We start from the raw sequence: 14,779 nt of genomic DNA on the forward strand, positions 1-14,779 counted from the left end.
GCGTTCATGTACATTGCAAAGATTTAAGTTGTAATTCAGCGACTTCGCACCGATCTGTACCTCTAGACCCGACCCGGAAAATGATATGGATCAACGCGTGAAACTGCCCGATTCGGCAGATACCGGCTCAATCGAAGCCGAGCTTGGACTGGACCGCAAGGGCCGCGCACGTCGCGGACGCGGCTGGCTCTATGCTTTTCTCGCCCTTGCCCTGCTGGCGGGCGGTGGCTTCTACTATTCGCGCCATACATCGCAGGCGTCCGTCGTCACGTTTAATACCGTTCCCGCCGAAACCAGCGACCTGACCGTTGAGGTCACGGCCACGGGCACATTGCAGCCGCTGACCCAGGTGGATATTTCGAGCGAGCTTTCCGGCGTCGTTCGCTCGGTAGCGGTGGATGAGAACCAATATGTGAAGAAGGGTGACGTGCTGGCTTCGCTCGACACCACGCGCCTGCTGGCGGAAATCGAGCGCGCCGAGGCGTCCGTTAAATCGGCAGACGCCAAGATCGTGGATGCTCGCACAACGCTCAACGAGACGACAACCGCACAAGAGCGCGCCGCGCGACTCGCTGGCAGGGGCATGGCCACGGAGCAATCGCTGGAAGCTGCGACCGCCGCGCGTGACCGGGCGCAGGCAGCACTGGCTGCGGCAGACGCAAATGCCGCAATTGCGGTTGCTGAATTGAAGCTGCAGCAGGCCGATCTGGAAAAGAGCACAATCTTTGCGCCCATCGACGGCATTGTGCTGACGCGCTCGGTCGATCCCGGTCAAACAGTCGCGTCGTCGCTGCAAGCGCCGGTCCTGTTCGTAATCGCAGCGGATTTGCGCAAGATGGAACTGCAAGCTGCAGTCGATGAAGCCGATATTGGCGGCGTTAAAGCGGGCCAGAAGGCGCGCTTTACAGTCGACGCATTTCCGGGCCGCACATTCGACGCCAATATTCGCGACATCGCCTATGCATCGGCCACGACGGACGGCGTCGTGACCTATAATGCGCGGCTGGACGTGGACAACACGGAGCTTCTGCTGCGCCCCGGCATGACTGCGACGGTTGAAATCGTAACGCGCGAGGCCAAGGATATTCTGACCGTTCCGAGTGCTGCATTCCGCTATCGCCCGCCAGTTGTTCAGGAAAGCCGCGGCTGGAGTCTTGAGCGCATTTTCCAGCCGCCGCGCATGTCGCGCCGCGACAGGGACACGCGCCCACAGCGCACGGATGGCTCGCGCCCACTGTACATTTTGAAGGACGGGCAACCGCAGATCACCTACGTGAAAACCGGTTCGAGTGACGCGGAGCGCACCGAAATTCTCTCGGGGCTTGCGGTGGGCGACCAGGTGATTGTAGGCACCTCGACCGGCACGCAAAACGGCAACCGGCCACCACGATGAGCCAGCCGCTCATCAAATTCGAGAAGGTCTGGAAGACCTATGGCGAGGGCGAAGCGCGCGTAAACGCACTGGCAGGCGTGAGCTTCTCCATCCCGCGTGGCGAGTTCGTCGCAATCATGGGGCCGTCCGGCTCGGGCAAATCCACGGCGATGAACATTATCGGCTGTCTCGATACGCCAACGCGTGGGCGCTATGATTTTCTGGGTATTGATGCCGGTGATCTCGACCGGGGCCGCCGCGCCATACTGCGCAACCGACACATCGGCTTTATCTTTCAGGGCTACAATTTGCTTCCGCGCACGACAGCAGCGGAAAATGTCGAGCTTCCGCTGGTCTATCGCGGAATTGGTGCGGCGGATCGGCGACGGCTGGCGCTGGAGGCGCTGGATCAGGTTGGCCTGGCAAACCGCGCCGACCATACGCCTGCCGAGCTTTCCGGCGGACAACAGCAGCGCGTGGCAATCGCGCGTGCAATCGTGACCAATCCAACGCTGCTGGTTGCAGACGAACCGACTGGCAATCTGGACACGCAACGCAGCCACGAGGTGATGGAACTTCTCACCAGCTTCAATCATGAGCGCGGGCTGACAATCGCAATGGTGACCCACGAGGCCGACATTGCGGAATATGCCGACCGCACCATTCGGTTTCTGGACGGTCACATCGTTTCCGACGGCATTTCGGCGGAGGCCGCCTGATGTTGTGGGAAACCATACGGCTGGCGATGCTGTCGATCCGGCGCAACGTCATGCGCTCGATTTTGACGCTGCTCGGCATCGTTATCGGCGTGGCTGCGGTGATTGCGATGATCACCATCGGCTCCGGCACAACCGAGAAGGTGAAGAGCGACATCGCCAAGCTCGGCTCAAACCTTTTGATCGTGAATGCAGGGCGTCCGCCCGTTCCGGGCTCCCGGCCAGATCGGGTGATACGCGAACTTGGCGACAAGGAAGTAGAGGCGCTGCGCACGCATCTTGAGGGCGCGCGCGCCGTGGCCGGGGCCGCGCAAAAGCAGGTGCGCGTGGTTTATGGCAACGAAAGCCTGACGGTGGGCGTAACCGGCGCAGACCCCGATTTTCTTGTCGCGCGCGATTGGCAGATTGCCAGCGGCCGGCCATTTACGGATCAAGAAGCGCGCGGCGGCGCCGGCGTGTGCCTGATTGGCGAGACGGTGCGTCAGCAATTTTTCGGTGCGGGCGATCCCGGCGACGCGACTATCCGCGTGAACAAAATGAGCTGCAAGGTGATTGGCCTGCTGGAGCCGAAAGGCACAACCGGCTTCGGGCAGGATCAGGACAATGTAGTCATCATGCCGATCACAGCGTTCCAGCGGCGCATCGCGGGCAATCGCGATGTCGATTCCATTTATATCTCGGCGGAAGAGAATGTTTCGACCAGTGATTTGCAGGATAGCGTCGAAGGCATTTTGCGCGATGTGCGGCGTGTGCCAGCCGATAAGGACAATGATTTTAACATTCGCGACATGACACAGGTGGCGGAAACGATGGCGTCTGCCACCACGGTGATGACCGGCATGTTGGGCGCGGTGGCAGGAGTCAGCCTGCTCGTTGGCGGTATTGGCATCATGAACATCATGCTGGTGTCGGTTACGGAACGAACGCGCGAGATTGGCATTCGGCTGGCCATTGGCGCACACGAGCGGCATATCCTCGTGCAGTTTCTTGTAGAAGCGACCGTACTTTCGCTGTTTGGCGGATTGCTGGGCATCGCGTTGGGGCTTGGCCTCGCCTATGCGGCGTCATGGGTGCTGAGCGTGCCGTTTGTTCCCAGCGCTGCAGTAGTGCTGCTCGCAGTGGGTTTTTCGGCGCTTATCGGAATGATTTTCGGGTTTTTCCCAGCCTTGCGCGGCGCAAGGCTCGACCCGATTGACGCGCTAAGGCACGAGTAGCCTATCCGAAGTGCCAGCGGACAATTGCAGCCATGTGCGGTGACATTCCCTCAGGCATGTCATCCTTGCGAATGATGACCGGGCCTTCGATTTCGGGCTCTTCCTCGGAAGCGACGAACTCCTCGATACGGCGCGCGAGCACGTCCGCATCCTCATCCAACCAATAGCGGCGGAAGATCACGGTCGAGTAGTTTTCCGAATAGATGTGGCAGTGCGGATCGTGCGGGGCGGCGTTGATATTGAGGCCAGTTTCCTCGATCACTTCCCGGCTCATATTGCCGTGCAGATCAACCTGTCCGTCAATGAAATCGCTTGGCTCGAATGAACCCGCCGCGAAATAAATGCGACCGGGATTTGCCGTGTGCTTACCCATCCTGATTGCCACCAGCGCATTGTCACGCGAAACCAGCGCCGGAAATGCGAAGCTGTGTTCGACGCCATTCGGCCCTTTGTGCTTCCGCCAATGGAGCATAGTTGCGTATTTTACCGGATGACACTCGCCGACCAGCCGCGCGTCCGACAACTCGAACGACGATAAAAGCACCATCGTGCCGTTGAACAGATGTGGGTTAGCCGCATGTTCCTGCTGCCAGTTCGCCGCAATCGCATCCGTATGCGAAGCCTCATAGGGATGCGGCGAATCCAGCAGGCGCACGTCGATTTCGTGGACCGGCAGAACGACCCCACGCGGCAGTCGAAAGCTCATGAAAGTATATCCAACTTGACCGCGACCGGGCAGTGATCCGACGCCTTGGGTCTGTCCCAACCGATGCGTGGATAGCGATTGACATCCTGCCCCGGCGGAAACGGTGTGCGATAGGGCTGGCCGTTTCGGATAATTTCGGGAATGGCCTTGGAGTTTTGCCGAGCGAGCAGCGGCGAGGCCAGAATGTAGTCGAGCTGGCACAAATGCCGCTCCTCTGGTCCGCGGCTATGGAAAAGCGTCCAACGATCGATCTCAGGACGACGAGCGACGAGATTTTCAGCAAACCCATCACGCAGCAGCACGTTTAGGGAGGATTGGCTCTCGACAACCGGCTCGAAAGCGTAACCAGAAAACTGGTCGCCAGTGATCACGAGCCGCTCGTAATAATCGTTGAAATCCCCGCAGATCACCCAGCGCTTGTTGGACGCGTGATCCTTGCCGAAGCGATCTTCGATGATGCGGCGCGTGGCGCTTGCCTCAGCAATTCGCACGGGCATGGTTATGTCGCGGCCCGATATTCCGTTTCGCGGGCTACCCATCGATTTTTGGTGAACGATATAAATGGTCAGCGGAACGCCGCCGATTTTCACGTCAATCTCAAGGCAATCGCGCCGGAAAATGCGCTCGTACGGCTTTTCGCCCAACTCGCCCAGTTCAGGGCTATAGAGGCCGAATTCCTCGAAGGTGTGATGCGCATGGCTGGTCATGCGCACGAACTCGATTAGCTGCCCATCGGCAGTTTGCTCGCGCATCATTATGCCGACATCGATGCCGCGACTGTCGTTTCCGGCAGTCGTGTATTTCTGCCGATACCCCTGCCCCACCATTTTGAACAGATAGCCATATTCGAACGCGTTCAGCGATTCGATGTTATCGACTTCCTGCAGACAGATGATGTCAGCGCGGGTTGCGGCAATCGCCAGCGCGGTTTGCTGCCGGGTATCGTCCGCGCCAGCCATTTCGCGCGCCTGTTCGAGAATGCGATATTCCTGTTCGTCCTTGATCTCATACAGCGACAGCACCCTGTCCTGATTGAGCTGATTTCGATAACCGGAATAGTCGAACCGCCGCATGAGGTTTTCGACATTGAATGTGGCAAGGCGCAGCGACATGGTTCGGAGCTTTGCCTGCAAGCGCCGCGAAACTCAAGTGCGCAAAGTTTGACGTTGGAGCTTTGCAACCCCAAATTGAGTACGAACACGGAGGCGAAACATGAAATTCGCGAGATTGCTGATCGGTGCGGGCATGTTGCTGGGAATATCAGCGGCAGCACATGCGGTGCCCGTGGTCGTGCCTGCGACGGCAACTTCGGCCACGCAGGTTCAGCTCAACTGTGTCGGGCCGACTTGCTATACGACAGGGCCAATCCGCCAGCCATATTTGCGAGGCACGCAGCCGCCAGGCACAGAATGGTTTCGCCAGTCGCCACCGCGCCCACCCATCAAATTGCAGCAGCCGCAGATGGATTATCGCGTGCCGCGCATCAAACCTAACCAGCCAAAAATGCTGCACATCAGACCATCCGACCCCAGCACCCGGATTATAGGCACGTCACAGCAGCACAAGGAGTGGTGCGCGGAACGCTATCGCTCCTATCGCGCGGCGGACAACAGCTACAAACCTTTGTCAGGCCCGCGAAAACAGTGCCAGTCGCCATATGGCTGAGCACCTTGGCGCTTGGCCTTGGAATGTAGCAGATTCTCGGGACAAGCCCGAGAATGACGGTGTTGCGTGGTGGAGATGATGGCAGGAAGGGCGTCGACGGCGGAATGGCGCGGATGATCGGCAAGGCGAGATGGCGTCGATGATCGGCAAGGCGGGATGGCATCGATGATCGGCAAGGCGGGATGGCGTCGATGATCGGCAAGGCGGGATGGCGTCGATGATCGACAAGGCGGGATGGCGTCGATGATCGGCAAGGCGGGATGGCGCGGATGATCGGCAAGGCGGGATGGCGTCGATAGCGAAGCGCGCAAGCCTTGCCCAAAAAACAAAACCGGCGCCGAGGCGCCGGTTTGTTTACTCATTCGAAGGAGACGCCCACCCGTTCCCCAGATCTCCACCGAATACGCGCGTGGCACTTGCGGCTGCTTGGAAGGATCGTGATGTTGAACACTTCCGGCAGCGCATCGGCCTGATTGAGGAAGAGCGTTGCCCCAGTATCGCTCTCGTTTCTCACGACGCATTCGAAGACTTTGCGATTTCGGTCGAAGCTAATAACCCCATGCTTCAGCACTTTCTGCCGACGCCCGTCCCTGCGCTCCCGAAACACAATTCCATCAAGCCCGATGGATTTCTCCGCTATTACGTTCATGATCCTCGTCTCAGTTCCTATCCCGCCACATAAAATAATATGCCAGTTCCGTGCCAACTGAATCTGTGTCGAAACGGCACAACTTTTGCGGGAAATCGACCAATCTTTCGATTTACGGCTTTTGGTGGTGAGACAGGTAGCGGTGTCGTGCAACAGGATGGCACAGCGTGCCACCCTGATTAGCCAGAAGGCTTAGTTCTTTGCTTTGTCGACAAGCTTGTTCTTGGAAATCCACGGCATCATGCCACGCAGCTTTTCACCGACCTGTTCGATCTGGTGGCTGTCGTTCATGCGGCGAATGCCCTTGAAGCGAGCGAGGCCGGAGCGGTATTCCTGCATCCACTCCGAGGTGAACTTACCGGTCTGGATATCTTTGAGCACGCGCTTCATCTCAGCTTTGGTGTCTGCGGTGATGATGCGCGGACCGGTGACATATTCGCCCCACTCAGCGGTGTTGGAGATCGAGTAGTTCATGTTGGCGATGCCGCCTTCGTAAATCAGATCGACGATCAGCTTTACCTCGTGCAAGCACTCGAAATAAGCCATCTCGGGAGCGTAGCCGCCTTCAACCAGCGTTTCGAAGCCAGCGCGGATGAGTTCGACCAGACCGCCGCAAAGCACGACTTGTTCGCCGAACAGATCGGTTTCGCACTCTTCCTTGAAGCTCGTCTCGATGATGCCGGAACGACCGCCGCCAACGCCGCAAGCATAGGACAGGCCGAGGTCGAGCGCATTGCCGGATGCATCCTGATGCACGGCAACGAGGCAAGGCACGCCACCGCCCTTCTGATATTCGCCGCGCACGGTGTGGCCAGGGCCCTTCGGCGCAACCATCAGCACGTCAACGGTCGACTTTGGCTCAATGAGGCCGAAGTGAACATTGAGGCCGTGGGCGAAGGCAATCGCGGCGCCGTCGCGAATGTTCGGAGCAATCTCGTTCTTGTAGATGTCGGCCTGCAACTCGTCCGGCGTCGCCATCATCATGAGGTCTGCCCACTTGGCCGCATCAGCAACGGTCATGACCTTGAGGCCGTCGGCTTCGACCTTCTTGGCAGTGGCAGAACCCGGCTTCAAGCCGATAGCGATTTCCTTCGCACCGGAATCCTTGAGGTTGAGCGCATGGGCGCGGCCCTGCGAGCCGTAGCCGATGATGGCAACCTTCTTGCCCTTGATGAGATTGAGATCGGCGTCGCGATCATAATAAACGCGCATGTTTTTTCCTTCCTAGGCTTTGGTGTGTGGTTTGAAGAGGGTGAGAAACTGGTCGGTGGCGCGCGCGGCGTCCGCTGCGATTTCCGGCGATGGATACTTCACCGCATCGCCCAGCAAAAGCCGGATTTGAACGTCGCGGCCGACCAATCCGAAGAAAGTGCGAAAGGCTGTTTCTGCATCGGTGAATTGGAGCAACCCGGCAGCACGCGCAGCTTCCAATAGCGGTTTGAGGCGCTCCCCGATTGCCAGCCGCCCATTGGCAAGCACGATGCGGCCAAGGTCGCTCTTGCGCGACGCCGCCTCGCTGATGGCGACGCGGTTCAGCGCAATGGACGTGCTGGACGAAATAACCGTCAGCCAATTGCGCGCGAAGTTTTCGAGGCTTTCGCGCAAGGCTGCGGCATCCAGCTTCTGCGCATCGTAATTGCCTGCACGAACCTTGGAGGCTTGCCAGCGCACGGTGGCCGTCAGCACGCCATCACGATCACCGAACCATTTGTAAAGCGTTTCCTTGGAGCATGAGGCGCGGCGCGCAATATCGGTCATGGTCAGGCTGCCGCCCTGCTCCACCATAAGCGCCAGAACCGCATCCAATACGGCTTGCTGCCGCTCTGTCAGCGGGTCAGCCTCAAAGTCTTCAATCTTGCGCGCCAATTGGCTCATGCGAACCGTACCGTACGTTACGGTTCGGCTTGTTAAGCCTCGGCGCGCCTCATTGCAACTGGAATCTGCGCGCTATTCGATGCCTTCGGCTGCGCGGTCATAAGCGGCCCGCGCCGTGCGCACCGCCTGGTGGTTTCGCTCCGCCCAACCGAGCACATGCGCAAGCGCCTCGAACATGGAGCGACCAAGATCGGTCAGGCTATATTCCACGGATGGAGGCTTGGTGGGAAACACCTCGCGATGCACATAACCATCGCGCTGCAGGTCGGCCAGCGTCTGGGTCAACATGCGCTGCGAGATGTCCGGCACCAGACGGCGCAACTCGCCGAAGCGGTACGGTTTTTCCGCCAGCGCGGAGAGCAGCAGCGTGGCCCAGCGACCGCCTAGCGTATCGATGACCGTGCGCACGGGGCAATTCGCCAGCCCGCGTTCGCCATCCTTCGAGGCGCGATAGCTTTCCAGCTTGATGCGCATGCTGACCGGGCGCGCGTCCATAGGTGGTTCCCTTTCTGTGCCTAGCTCCCGCAAAACTGCCTTCTTTACGGGCGCAACAAAGAGCATAATCTATATCTGCTCTCAAATCGAGACTAATATTCACGAGACAGGAAACGAAGATGGCTGAGAAAATTCTGGTGACGGGCGCCTCCGGGCACCTTGGCGGACTTATTGTCAAGAAACTGCTGGCGCGCGGCGTCGCTCCGTCCAACATCATCGCCGGCACGCGCGACACGGCGAAGTTGGCAGACCTCGCCGCAAAAGGCATTGAAACGCGCAAGGTGGATTTTAATGACGAGGCCAATCTATCCAAGGCGTTCGCCGGTGCCGATACGATTCTGATCGTTTCGACGGACGCACTGGACGCTGCCGGCACGCGCCTGAAGCAGCATCGCGCCGCAGTGAAGGCAGCAGTTGCGGTGGGCGCAAAGCGGCTGGCTTACACGTCGCTGCCAGTGCCGGACGCGTCGCACGTCTCATTCGCGCCTGATCATCTGGGGACTGAACAGGCGATCAAGGCAACTGGCCTGCCCTACCTGATCTTCCGCAACAACTGGTATCAGGAAAATCTGTTCATGAGCCTGCCAAACGCATTCAAGAGCGGACAATGGTACACCTCGGCGGGTGCTGGACGCACGGCATTTGCCGCACGCGAAGACATTGCCGATGCCATAGCTGCCGCGCTGGCCGCACCGGCAGGGGCGAGCGCCATTTATACGCTGACCGGTGCAGAAGCACTGCCGCCCGCCGAAATCGCCAAGCTGGCCGCCAACGCAACCGGAAAGCCGCTTGCCGTGGTCGATCTTACCGATGAGCAGCTTGCGGGCGGCATGAAGGCAGCCGGCGTGCCCGAGGCGTTTATCCCGACGCTGGTGTCTTTCGATACGGCGGCGCGCGAAGGCGACCTCTCTATCGTGACCAGCGATATTGAGAAGCTTACCGGACGCAAGCCGAAGGCTGTTGCCACCTTCATCAAGGAAAACGCCAAGGGCCTCGCAGGCTAAGCGCAGGGCAGCTCGCCGCGTGCTTGCGCGGCGGGCTCTTACCTTTTGAGCAGCCCGCGATCTATCAGCGAGCGACCGCTGGCGACAATTGCCTCTTCGCGCGAGCGCGGCTGCCAGCCTAACAGGCGGCGCGCTTTCTCACTGCTGGCATTCTTGGTGCGCCCAAGTTCCGCCTTGCCCGCCTGCCGCGCGGTTGCGCTGAACAGACCGGCGACGCGTACCACCCAATCAGGCAGCACACGCGTGGAAACACGGGAGGCGGCAGAGCCAAGCGCGTGTTTAAGCGCCTGCGCGATTTCCTTGACCGTCATGAAATCGCCAGCGACCGCGATGAACCGCTCGCCTGCCGCCGTCGGAGCGGTCATGGCGGCGATGTGAAGATCCGCCACGTCGCGTACATCTACCACGCCGAACATCAGCCTTGGCAGGAAAGGCACGCTACCTTCCAGCATGGATTTTACAGACGCGATTGACGGCGGATAGTCCGGCCCCAGAAGCGGGCCGAAGATGCCGACAGGGTTGATGACGGCAAGCTCAAGACCAGCGCCGTCCCCACGCACGAACTCCCATGCCGCACGCTCGGCCACCGTCTTGGATTTTACGTAGGGCGTAATGTCTGCCTTCTCGTCGGTCCAATCAGCTTCGGTGAACGGCTCGCGCTTCGGGGCGCGACGATAGCCGACGGCGGCGAAGGAGGATGTCAGCACCACGCGCTTGACGCCAGCGTCACGCGCGGCGCGCAAGACCCGCAGCGAGCCATCCCGCGCCGGTATAATCAACTCGTCTTCATTGGCGGGCTGTTTTTCAGGAAATGGCGAAGCGACATGCAGGACAAACGCGCAGCCCGCAGCGGCTTCGCGCCATGCCGCATCCGCAGAAAGATCGGCAACCGCAAACTCAAGCTGGCGGGCGTCTACACCGGCATTTGCGAGCAAAGTGCGAAGCTCTGCCTCACGCTCTGGTCGCCGGACGGTCGTGCGAACGCGATAGCCCTTTTCCAACAGCTTGACGATGCAGTGTGAGCCAAGAAAGCCCGAACCACCTGTTACAAGAACCAGTTCGCCCGGCATCGGCTAGATCGTGACCTGCGTGCCAACTTCAACAACGCGCCCGGTCGGAATCTGGAAATACTCCGTCGCATCGGCAGCGGTGCGCGCCAGCGAAATGAACAGCTTGTCCTGCCACATTGGCATTCCCGAATTGGCCGAAGCCTTCAACGCGCGACGCGACAGGAAGAACGATGTCGTCATAATGTCGAACTTCCAGCCCTGCTTGCGGCAGATTGCCAAGGCCTTCGGAATGTTTGGCTGCTCCATATAGCCGAACGTCATGGACACGCGCATGAACAGATCATTGATCTGCTCGATCTTGACGCGCTCGCCCTTGGCGACGGTCGGCGTGGGTGCGGTTACGACAGACAAAACGACATTCTGCTCGTGCAGGACCTTGTAGTGCTTGAGGCTGTGCATAAGCGCGGTTGGCGCGCTTTGCGGGTCCGACGTCAGGAACACAGCCGTGCCGGAAACAATTTGCGGCGGCTTCCGCGAAAGGCTGTCGACCAGCACTTCCAACGGAATTTCGTTCTTGCGCGTTTTATCGAAGAGATAGCGGCTGCCACGCACCCAGGTCCACATGACCAGCAGAACAGTGAACGCAACCGCCAGCGATGCCCAACCGCCATCCAGCACCTTCACGATGTTGGACGAGAAGAAGCCTATGTCGATGAAGGCGAACACAGCGGTCAATCCACCCGCGAGCCAAAGCGGCATCTTCCAGATGCGCGTCATGACCACGAACAGCAGCAGCGTCGTCATCAACATGTTGCCGGTGACGGAAATGCCATATGCAGCGGCCAGATCGCTCGATTCCTCAAAGCCAATCACCAGCAACAGCACCACGACGGCCAGCAGGAAATTGACGCGCGGCATATAAATCTGGCCCGACTGCGTTTCAGACGTGTGCAGAATATTCAAGCGCGGCAGCAGATTGAGCTGCACCGCCTGCCGCGTCAACGAGAACGCACCGGAAATAACGGCCTGACTTGCTATGACCGTTGCGCAGGTCGCGAGGCCAACCATCGGGATCAAAGCCCAGCCGCGATTCATTTCAAAGAACGGATGGCCGATGTCGCCCTGATGCGAGAGCACATACGCCCCCTGCCCCACGTAGTTCAGCAACAGACAGGGGAAAACCACCGACAGCCAGGCCAGAACGATCGGTTTACGCCCGAAGTGCCCAAGGTCCGCATACAGCGCTTCCGCACCGGTGACGGCGAGGAAAATCGCACCGATGGTGACGAAGGCCACATCGGGCTGATGTGTCAGAAACCCGATGATGTAATAGGGATTGACGGCATAGAGGATCGTTGGATCGTCGAAAATGTGACCCAGCCCGGACGCACCGATGGCCAGAAACCAAACCAAGGTGATTGGGCCGAACACGATACCCACATTGCCGGTTCCAAAGCGCTGGACGGCAAACAACCCAACCAGAATCACGATCGTTATGGGCACCACATAGGGATCGAAAGAGGGCGTGACCGTTTTCAGGCCCTCGACCGCCGACAGCACCGAAATCGCAGGCGTAATGACGGCATCGCCGTAAAACAGCGAAGCGCCAAGCATGCCGATGATGAGAATCGATGCGGGCCTGCTCTTGAAGCTGCTGCGCGCGAGCGCCATCAGCGACAGCGTACCGCCCTCGCCCTTATTGTCCGCCCGCAGAACGAACATGATGTATTTGATGGTGACGATGATCGTCAGCGCCCAGATGATGAGCGACAGCACGCCCAGAATATCCTCGCGCGACGCAACCTGCCCGCTCGCCGAAGCGATGAGCGCTTCGCGAAAGGCATAGATCGGGCTTGTGCCGATATCGCCATAGACGACACCAAGAGCACCTAGGGTTAGCACACCCATGCTTTGCTGGGGGTGACCCGTATGATCGGCATAAACCGGCTGCTGACCGGATTCTGGGCCGATTTCGGCATTGGCCATTCCTGGACCACTCCAAAATTGTGAGCGCGCTGAACTAGTCACGTTGCAGTGCAAAATCAAGTGGCGTTGCGCGCGGGCCCCTCTCTTCGCCCATATAGATACTCTATTTCACATTTGCGACCGAGCGCCAGCCCAGCCACAAGCTTTCAAAAAGCGGCGTACCGTTTCCGGCATTCCGAACTCCAGCGCGTCCGCGGTGAGGCCATGCCCTATGGAAACCTCCGCAAGGAAAGGGACGCGCTTCATCAGCGCCGGAAGATTGGCTACCGTAAGGTCATGCCCAGCATTGACATCCAGCCCGGCGGCGCTTGCGGCCTCCGCCGCTTTTTGCAGCAAATCCAACTGCTTGCGCGCCCTTTCAGAATCATCGTGGCAGCCGCCATACGGCCCCGTATAGAGCTCAATCCGATCTGTTCCAGTATCCGCAGCCGCGCGCATTCCTTCCGCATCCGGGTCTGAAAAGAGCGAAACGCGGAAGCCCGATTTCTTGAGCCGCTTGACGATTGGAGCGAGATACGCGCCTTGCTTGCGAAAATCCCAACCGTGATCGGAGGTGGGCTGGGCGGGATCATCCGGCACAAGCGTTACCTGCTCCGGCTGATTTTTTTCCACAAGCTGGAGAAATTCCTCGGTCGGATAACCTTCAATGTTGAATTCCGCCTGTGGAAATTCGTCGTCAATCAGCGCGCGAATTTCTGGAAGATCGGAATTGCGCGTGTGGCGCTCGTCCGGCCTTGGATGAACGGTCAGGCCATGCGCGCCCGCTGCGAGCGCGATGCGACCAAGATGCGTTACGCTCGGCCAAGGCAGGTCACGCCTGTTTCGCAAGAGCGCCACTGCGTTGAGATTGACTGACAATTTCGCTGGCATGTTCGTTTCCGTGGAATTTGCGCGACGCTACGACAATTCCGCGCAAGATGCTGGGCCGGTGTTTTGGTCCAGATTATCGCACAATGGTCAATTGCTCCGCAGCGCGGGTGATGGCGGTGTATAGCCATCGCTGGCGGGTTTCCTTGAACGCGTAGCTCTCATCGAAAAGCACCACATTGTTCCACTGCGAACCCTGCGCCTTATGTACGGTCAGGGCATAGCCGAAGTCGAAATCATCGTAGCGCTTCTTGGTTTGCCACGGAATTTCCTCTTCCTGATCCTCAAACGCAGCTTTCAGGAGCTTGATCTTTGCGACACCGCGATCCGGATCGTCCTCTTCAGGCGAAACAAGCAGATTTATGCCGGGTTTCACAGTCTCGCGCGAAGATGTCATGACCTTCCACAGCGAGCCGTTCAGCAAGCCTTTGGCGGGATCATTGCGCAGGCAAACGAGCTTGTCTCCGGCCTGCGGATGCGCCGCCTCAAACCCCTTCAATTGGCGGAGCCTTTTATTGTATCTGCGCCGGGTCTGGTTACGGCCCACCAAAACCTGATCGGCAGCCAATACGATCTCTTGATTGATTTCGTCGCGATCGATGACGCGCGCACTGCCATAGTCTCCGTGCTCGACGTCACGTCCCTCACGCACGTCCAAAGCCAGCTTGATAATGGGATTGTCACGCGCCTGACGATGAATTTCCGTCAGCAGATAGTCCGGCTCATGCTCCGTAAAGAAGCCGCCGCCAGAAATGGGCGGCAACTGGCCAGGATCGCCAAGCACGAGAATGGGCGTGCCGAACGACATCAGGTCGCGCCCGAGCTGCTCATCCACCATAGAGCATTCGTCAATGATAATAAGCTTGGCCTTGGCGACCGGGCTCTGTCTGTTCAGCGAGAAGGTCGGCGACATGGTGGTCTTGCCGGTCGACTCATCCTCGACCTGCTCTTCGCCGCGCGGACGATAGATCAGCGAATGGATCGTGCGCGCATTGGTGGCGCCTTTCGAACGCAACACCTGTGCGGCCTTGCCCGTGAAGGCAGCGAATTGAACCTGTCCGTCCACATGCTCAGCAAAGTAGCGCGCGAGCGTGGTTTTGCCCGTTCCTGCATAGCCGAAAAGCCGGAACATTTGCGGACGCCCGCTCTTCAGCCAGCGCGCGACCGCTTTTAGCGCTTCGTCCTGTTGGGGTGAAAATTCCATAACATTCGAGTGGCAG

General features: G+C 59.1%; 15 protein-coding genes. 5 read left to right on the plus strand and 10 right to left on the minus strand.

The window, feature by feature from the left end:
- Positions 1-85 precede the first annotated feature (85 nt).
- Genes DY251_RS07790 through DY251_RS07800 form a run of 3 tightly spaced genes read left to right on the plus strand, consistent with a single transcriptional unit; the run spans position 86 to position 3,302 of the window.
- A complete protein-coding gene (locus DY251_RS07790; protein WP_116623310.1) occupies positions 86-1,393 on the plus strand; it encodes an efflux RND transporter periplasmic adaptor subunit in 1,308 nt (435 codons plus the stop codon).
- Positions 1,390-2,091 carry an ABC transporter ATP-binding protein gene (locus DY251_RS07795; protein WP_116623311.1) on the plus strand — a complete coding sequence of 234 codons (702 nt, stop codon included), beginning with the start codon at positions 1,390-1,392 and terminating at the stop codon, positions 2,089-2,091. The genes DY251_RS07790 and DY251_RS07795 overlap by 4 nt, the downstream gene beginning before the upstream one ends.
- Complete coding sequence (locus DY251_RS07800) at positions 2,091-3,302, plus strand: ABC transporter permease (protein WP_116623312.1); 1,212 nt, start codon at positions 2,091-2,093, stop codon at positions 3,300-3,302. The genes DY251_RS07795 and DY251_RS07800 overlap by 1 nt, the downstream gene beginning before the upstream one ends.
- A gap of 1 nt (position 3,303) precedes the next feature.
- Here the strand turns inward: DY251_RS07800 and DY251_RS07805 are convergent, their stop codons facing one another.
- Both DY251_RS07805 and DY251_RS07810 read right to left on the minus strand, forming a co-directional pair.
- On the minus strand, positions 3,304-4,008 hold the full coding sequence (locus tag DY251_RS07805; protein WP_116623313.1) for a hypothetical protein: 705 nt from the start codon (positions 4,006-4,008) through the stop codon (positions 3,304-3,306).
- Positions 4,005-5,120, minus strand: coding sequence for an endonuclease/exonuclease/phosphatase family protein (locus tag DY251_RS07810; RefSeq protein ID WP_116623314.1), 1,116 nt, complete (start codon positions 5,118-5,120; stop codon positions 4,005-4,007). Before DY251_RS07810 ends, DY251_RS07805 begins: the two co-directional genes overlap by 4 nt.
- 100 nt (positions 5,121-5,220) lie before the next feature.
- Here DY251_RS07810 and DY251_RS07815 point away from each other — a divergent pair, with 100 nt between their 5' ends.
- Positions 5,221-5,673 carry a BA14K family protein gene (locus tag DY251_RS07815; RefSeq protein WP_116623315.1) on the plus strand — a complete coding sequence of 151 codons (453 nt, stop codon included), beginning with the start codon at positions 5,221-5,223 and terminating at the stop codon, positions 5,671-5,673.
- Positions 5,674-6,031: 358 nt separating this feature from the next.
- Here DY251_RS07815 and DY251_RS07820 read toward each other — a convergent pair whose 3' ends face one another.
- From DY251_RS07820 to DY251_RS07835, 4 genes are all read right to left on the minus strand, one after another.
- Positions 6,032-6,322 (minus strand): PilZ domain-containing protein, encoded by a 291-nt coding sequence (locus tag DY251_RS07820; RefSeq protein WP_116623316.1) that lies wholly within the window; start codon positions 6,320-6,322, stop codon positions 6,032-6,034.
- Positions 6,323-6,514: 192 nt separating this feature from the next.
- Complete coding sequence (gene ilvC, locus DY251_RS07825) at positions 6,515-7,534, minus strand: ketol-acid reductoisomerase (RefSeq protein ID WP_116623317.1); 1,020 nt, start codon at positions 7,532-7,534, stop codon at positions 6,515-6,517.
- Positions 7,535-7,546: 12 nt separating this feature from the next.
- Positions 7,547-8,197, minus strand: coding sequence for a TetR/AcrR family transcriptional regulator C-terminal domain-containing protein (locus DY251_RS07830; RefSeq protein ID WP_116623318.1), 651 nt, complete (start codon positions 8,195-8,197; stop codon positions 7,547-7,549).
- A 72-nt stretch (positions 8,198-8,269) separates the two neighbouring features.
- Entirely contained in the window at positions 8,270-8,692 is a 423-nt protein-coding gene (locus DY251_RS07835; protein WP_116623461.1) for a winged helix-turn-helix transcriptional regulator, read from the minus strand.
- A 119-nt stretch (positions 8,693-8,811) separates the two neighbouring features.
- On the opposite strand from DY251_RS07835, the gene DY251_RS07840 reads away from it, so the two are divergent.
- A complete protein-coding gene (locus DY251_RS07840) occupies positions 8,812-9,696 on the plus strand; it encodes an NmrA family NAD(P)-binding protein (protein WP_116623319.1) in 885 nt (294 codons plus the stop codon).
- Between the two features lie 38 nt (positions 9,697-9,734).
- Here DY251_RS07840 and DY251_RS07845 read toward each other — a convergent pair whose 3' ends face one another.
- The 4 genes from DY251_RS07845 to DY251_RS07860 form a co-directional block, all read right to left on the minus strand.
- The gene (locus tag DY251_RS07845; RefSeq protein ID WP_116623320.1) at positions 9,735-10,766 is read right to left on the minus strand and encodes an SDR family oxidoreductase; all 1,032 of its coding nucleotides are present in this window, start codon (positions 10,764-10,766) and stop codon (positions 9,735-9,737) included.
- Between the two features lie 3 nt (positions 10,767-10,769).
- Positions 10,770-12,692 (minus strand): potassium transporter Kup, encoded by a 1,923-nt coding sequence (locus DY251_RS07850; protein ID WP_116623321.1) that lies wholly within the window; start codon positions 12,690-12,692, stop codon positions 10,770-10,772.
- A gap of 108 nt (positions 12,693-12,800) precedes the next feature.
- Positions 12,801-13,562, minus strand: a complete 762-nt coding sequence (locus DY251_RS07855) for a pyridoxine 5'-phosphate synthase (protein WP_116623322.1) — start codon at positions 13,560-13,562, stop codon at positions 12,801-12,803.
- Between the two features lie 73 nt (positions 13,563-13,635).
- Positions 13,636-14,763 carry an ATP-dependent DNA helicase gene (locus DY251_RS07860; RefSeq protein ID WP_116623323.1) on the minus strand — a complete coding sequence of 376 codons (1,128 nt, stop codon included), beginning with the start codon at positions 14,761-14,763 and terminating at the stop codon, positions 13,636-13,638.
- Positions 14,764-14,779: the final 16 nt, after the last annotated feature.

Source organism: Mesorhizobium denitrificans, from assembly GCF_003403035.1.
GTDB lineage: Bacteria > Pseudomonadota > Alphaproteobacteria > Rhizobiales > Rhizobiaceae > Mesorhizobium_G > Mesorhizobium_G denitrificans.

Excerpts from the sequence above, each read along its gene's own strand:
- DY251_RS07790 (WP_116623310.1), top strand. The coding sequence starts at position 86 with ATGGATCAACGCGTGAAACTGCCCGATTCGGCAGATACCGGCTCAATC.
- DY251_RS07795 (WP_116623311.1), top strand. The coding sequence starts at position 1,390 with ATGAGCCAGCCGCTCATCAAATTCGAGAAGGTCTGGAAGACCTATGGC.
- DY251_RS07800 (WP_116623312.1), top strand. The coding sequence starts at position 2,091 with ATGTTGTGGGAAACCATACGGCTGGCGATGCTGTCGATCCGGCGCAAC.
- DY251_RS07805 (WP_116623313.1), bottom strand. The coding sequence starts at position 4,008 with ATGAGCTTTCGACTGCCGCGTGGGGTCGTTCTGCCGGTCCACGAAATC.
- DY251_RS07810 (WP_116623314.1), bottom strand. The coding sequence starts at position 5,120 with ATGTCGCTGCGCCTTGCCACATTCAATGTCGAAAACCTCATGCGGCGG.
- DY251_RS07815 (WP_116623315.1), top strand. The coding sequence starts at position 5,221 with ATGAAATTCGCGAGATTGCTGATCGGTGCGGGCATGTTGCTGGGAATA.
- DY251_RS07820 (WP_116623316.1), bottom strand. The coding sequence starts at position 6,322 with ATGAACGTAATAGCGGAGAAATCCATCGGGCTTGATGGAATTGTGTTT.
- ilvC (WP_116623317.1), bottom strand. The coding sequence starts at position 7,534 with ATGCGCGTTTATTATGATCGCGACGCCGATCTCAATCTCATCAAGGGC.
- DY251_RS07830 (WP_116623318.1), bottom strand. The coding sequence starts at position 8,197 with ATGAGCCAATTGGCGCGCAAGATTGAAGACTTTGAGGCTGACCCGCTG.
- DY251_RS07835 (WP_116623461.1), bottom strand. The coding sequence starts at position 8,692 with ATGGACGCGCGCCCGGTCAGCATGCGCATCAAGCTGGAAAGCTATCGC.
- DY251_RS07840 (WP_116623319.1), top strand. The coding sequence starts at position 8,812 with ATGGCTGAGAAAATTCTGGTGACGGGCGCCTCCGGGCACCTTGGCGGA.
- DY251_RS07845 (WP_116623320.1), bottom strand. The coding sequence starts at position 10,766 with ATGCCGGGCGAACTGGTTCTTGTAACAGGTGGTTCGGGCTTTCTTGGC.
- DY251_RS07850 (WP_116623321.1), bottom strand. The coding sequence starts at position 12,692 with ATGGCCAATGCCGAAATCGGCCCAGAATCCGGTCAGCAGCCGGTTTAT.
- DY251_RS07855 (WP_116623322.1), bottom strand. The coding sequence starts at position 13,562 with ATGCCAGCGAAATTGTCAGTCAATCTCAACGCAGTGGCGCTCTTGCGA.
- DY251_RS07860 (WP_116623323.1), bottom strand. The coding sequence starts at position 14,763 with ATGGAATTTTCACCCCAACAGGACGAAGCGCTAAAAGCGGTCGCGCGC.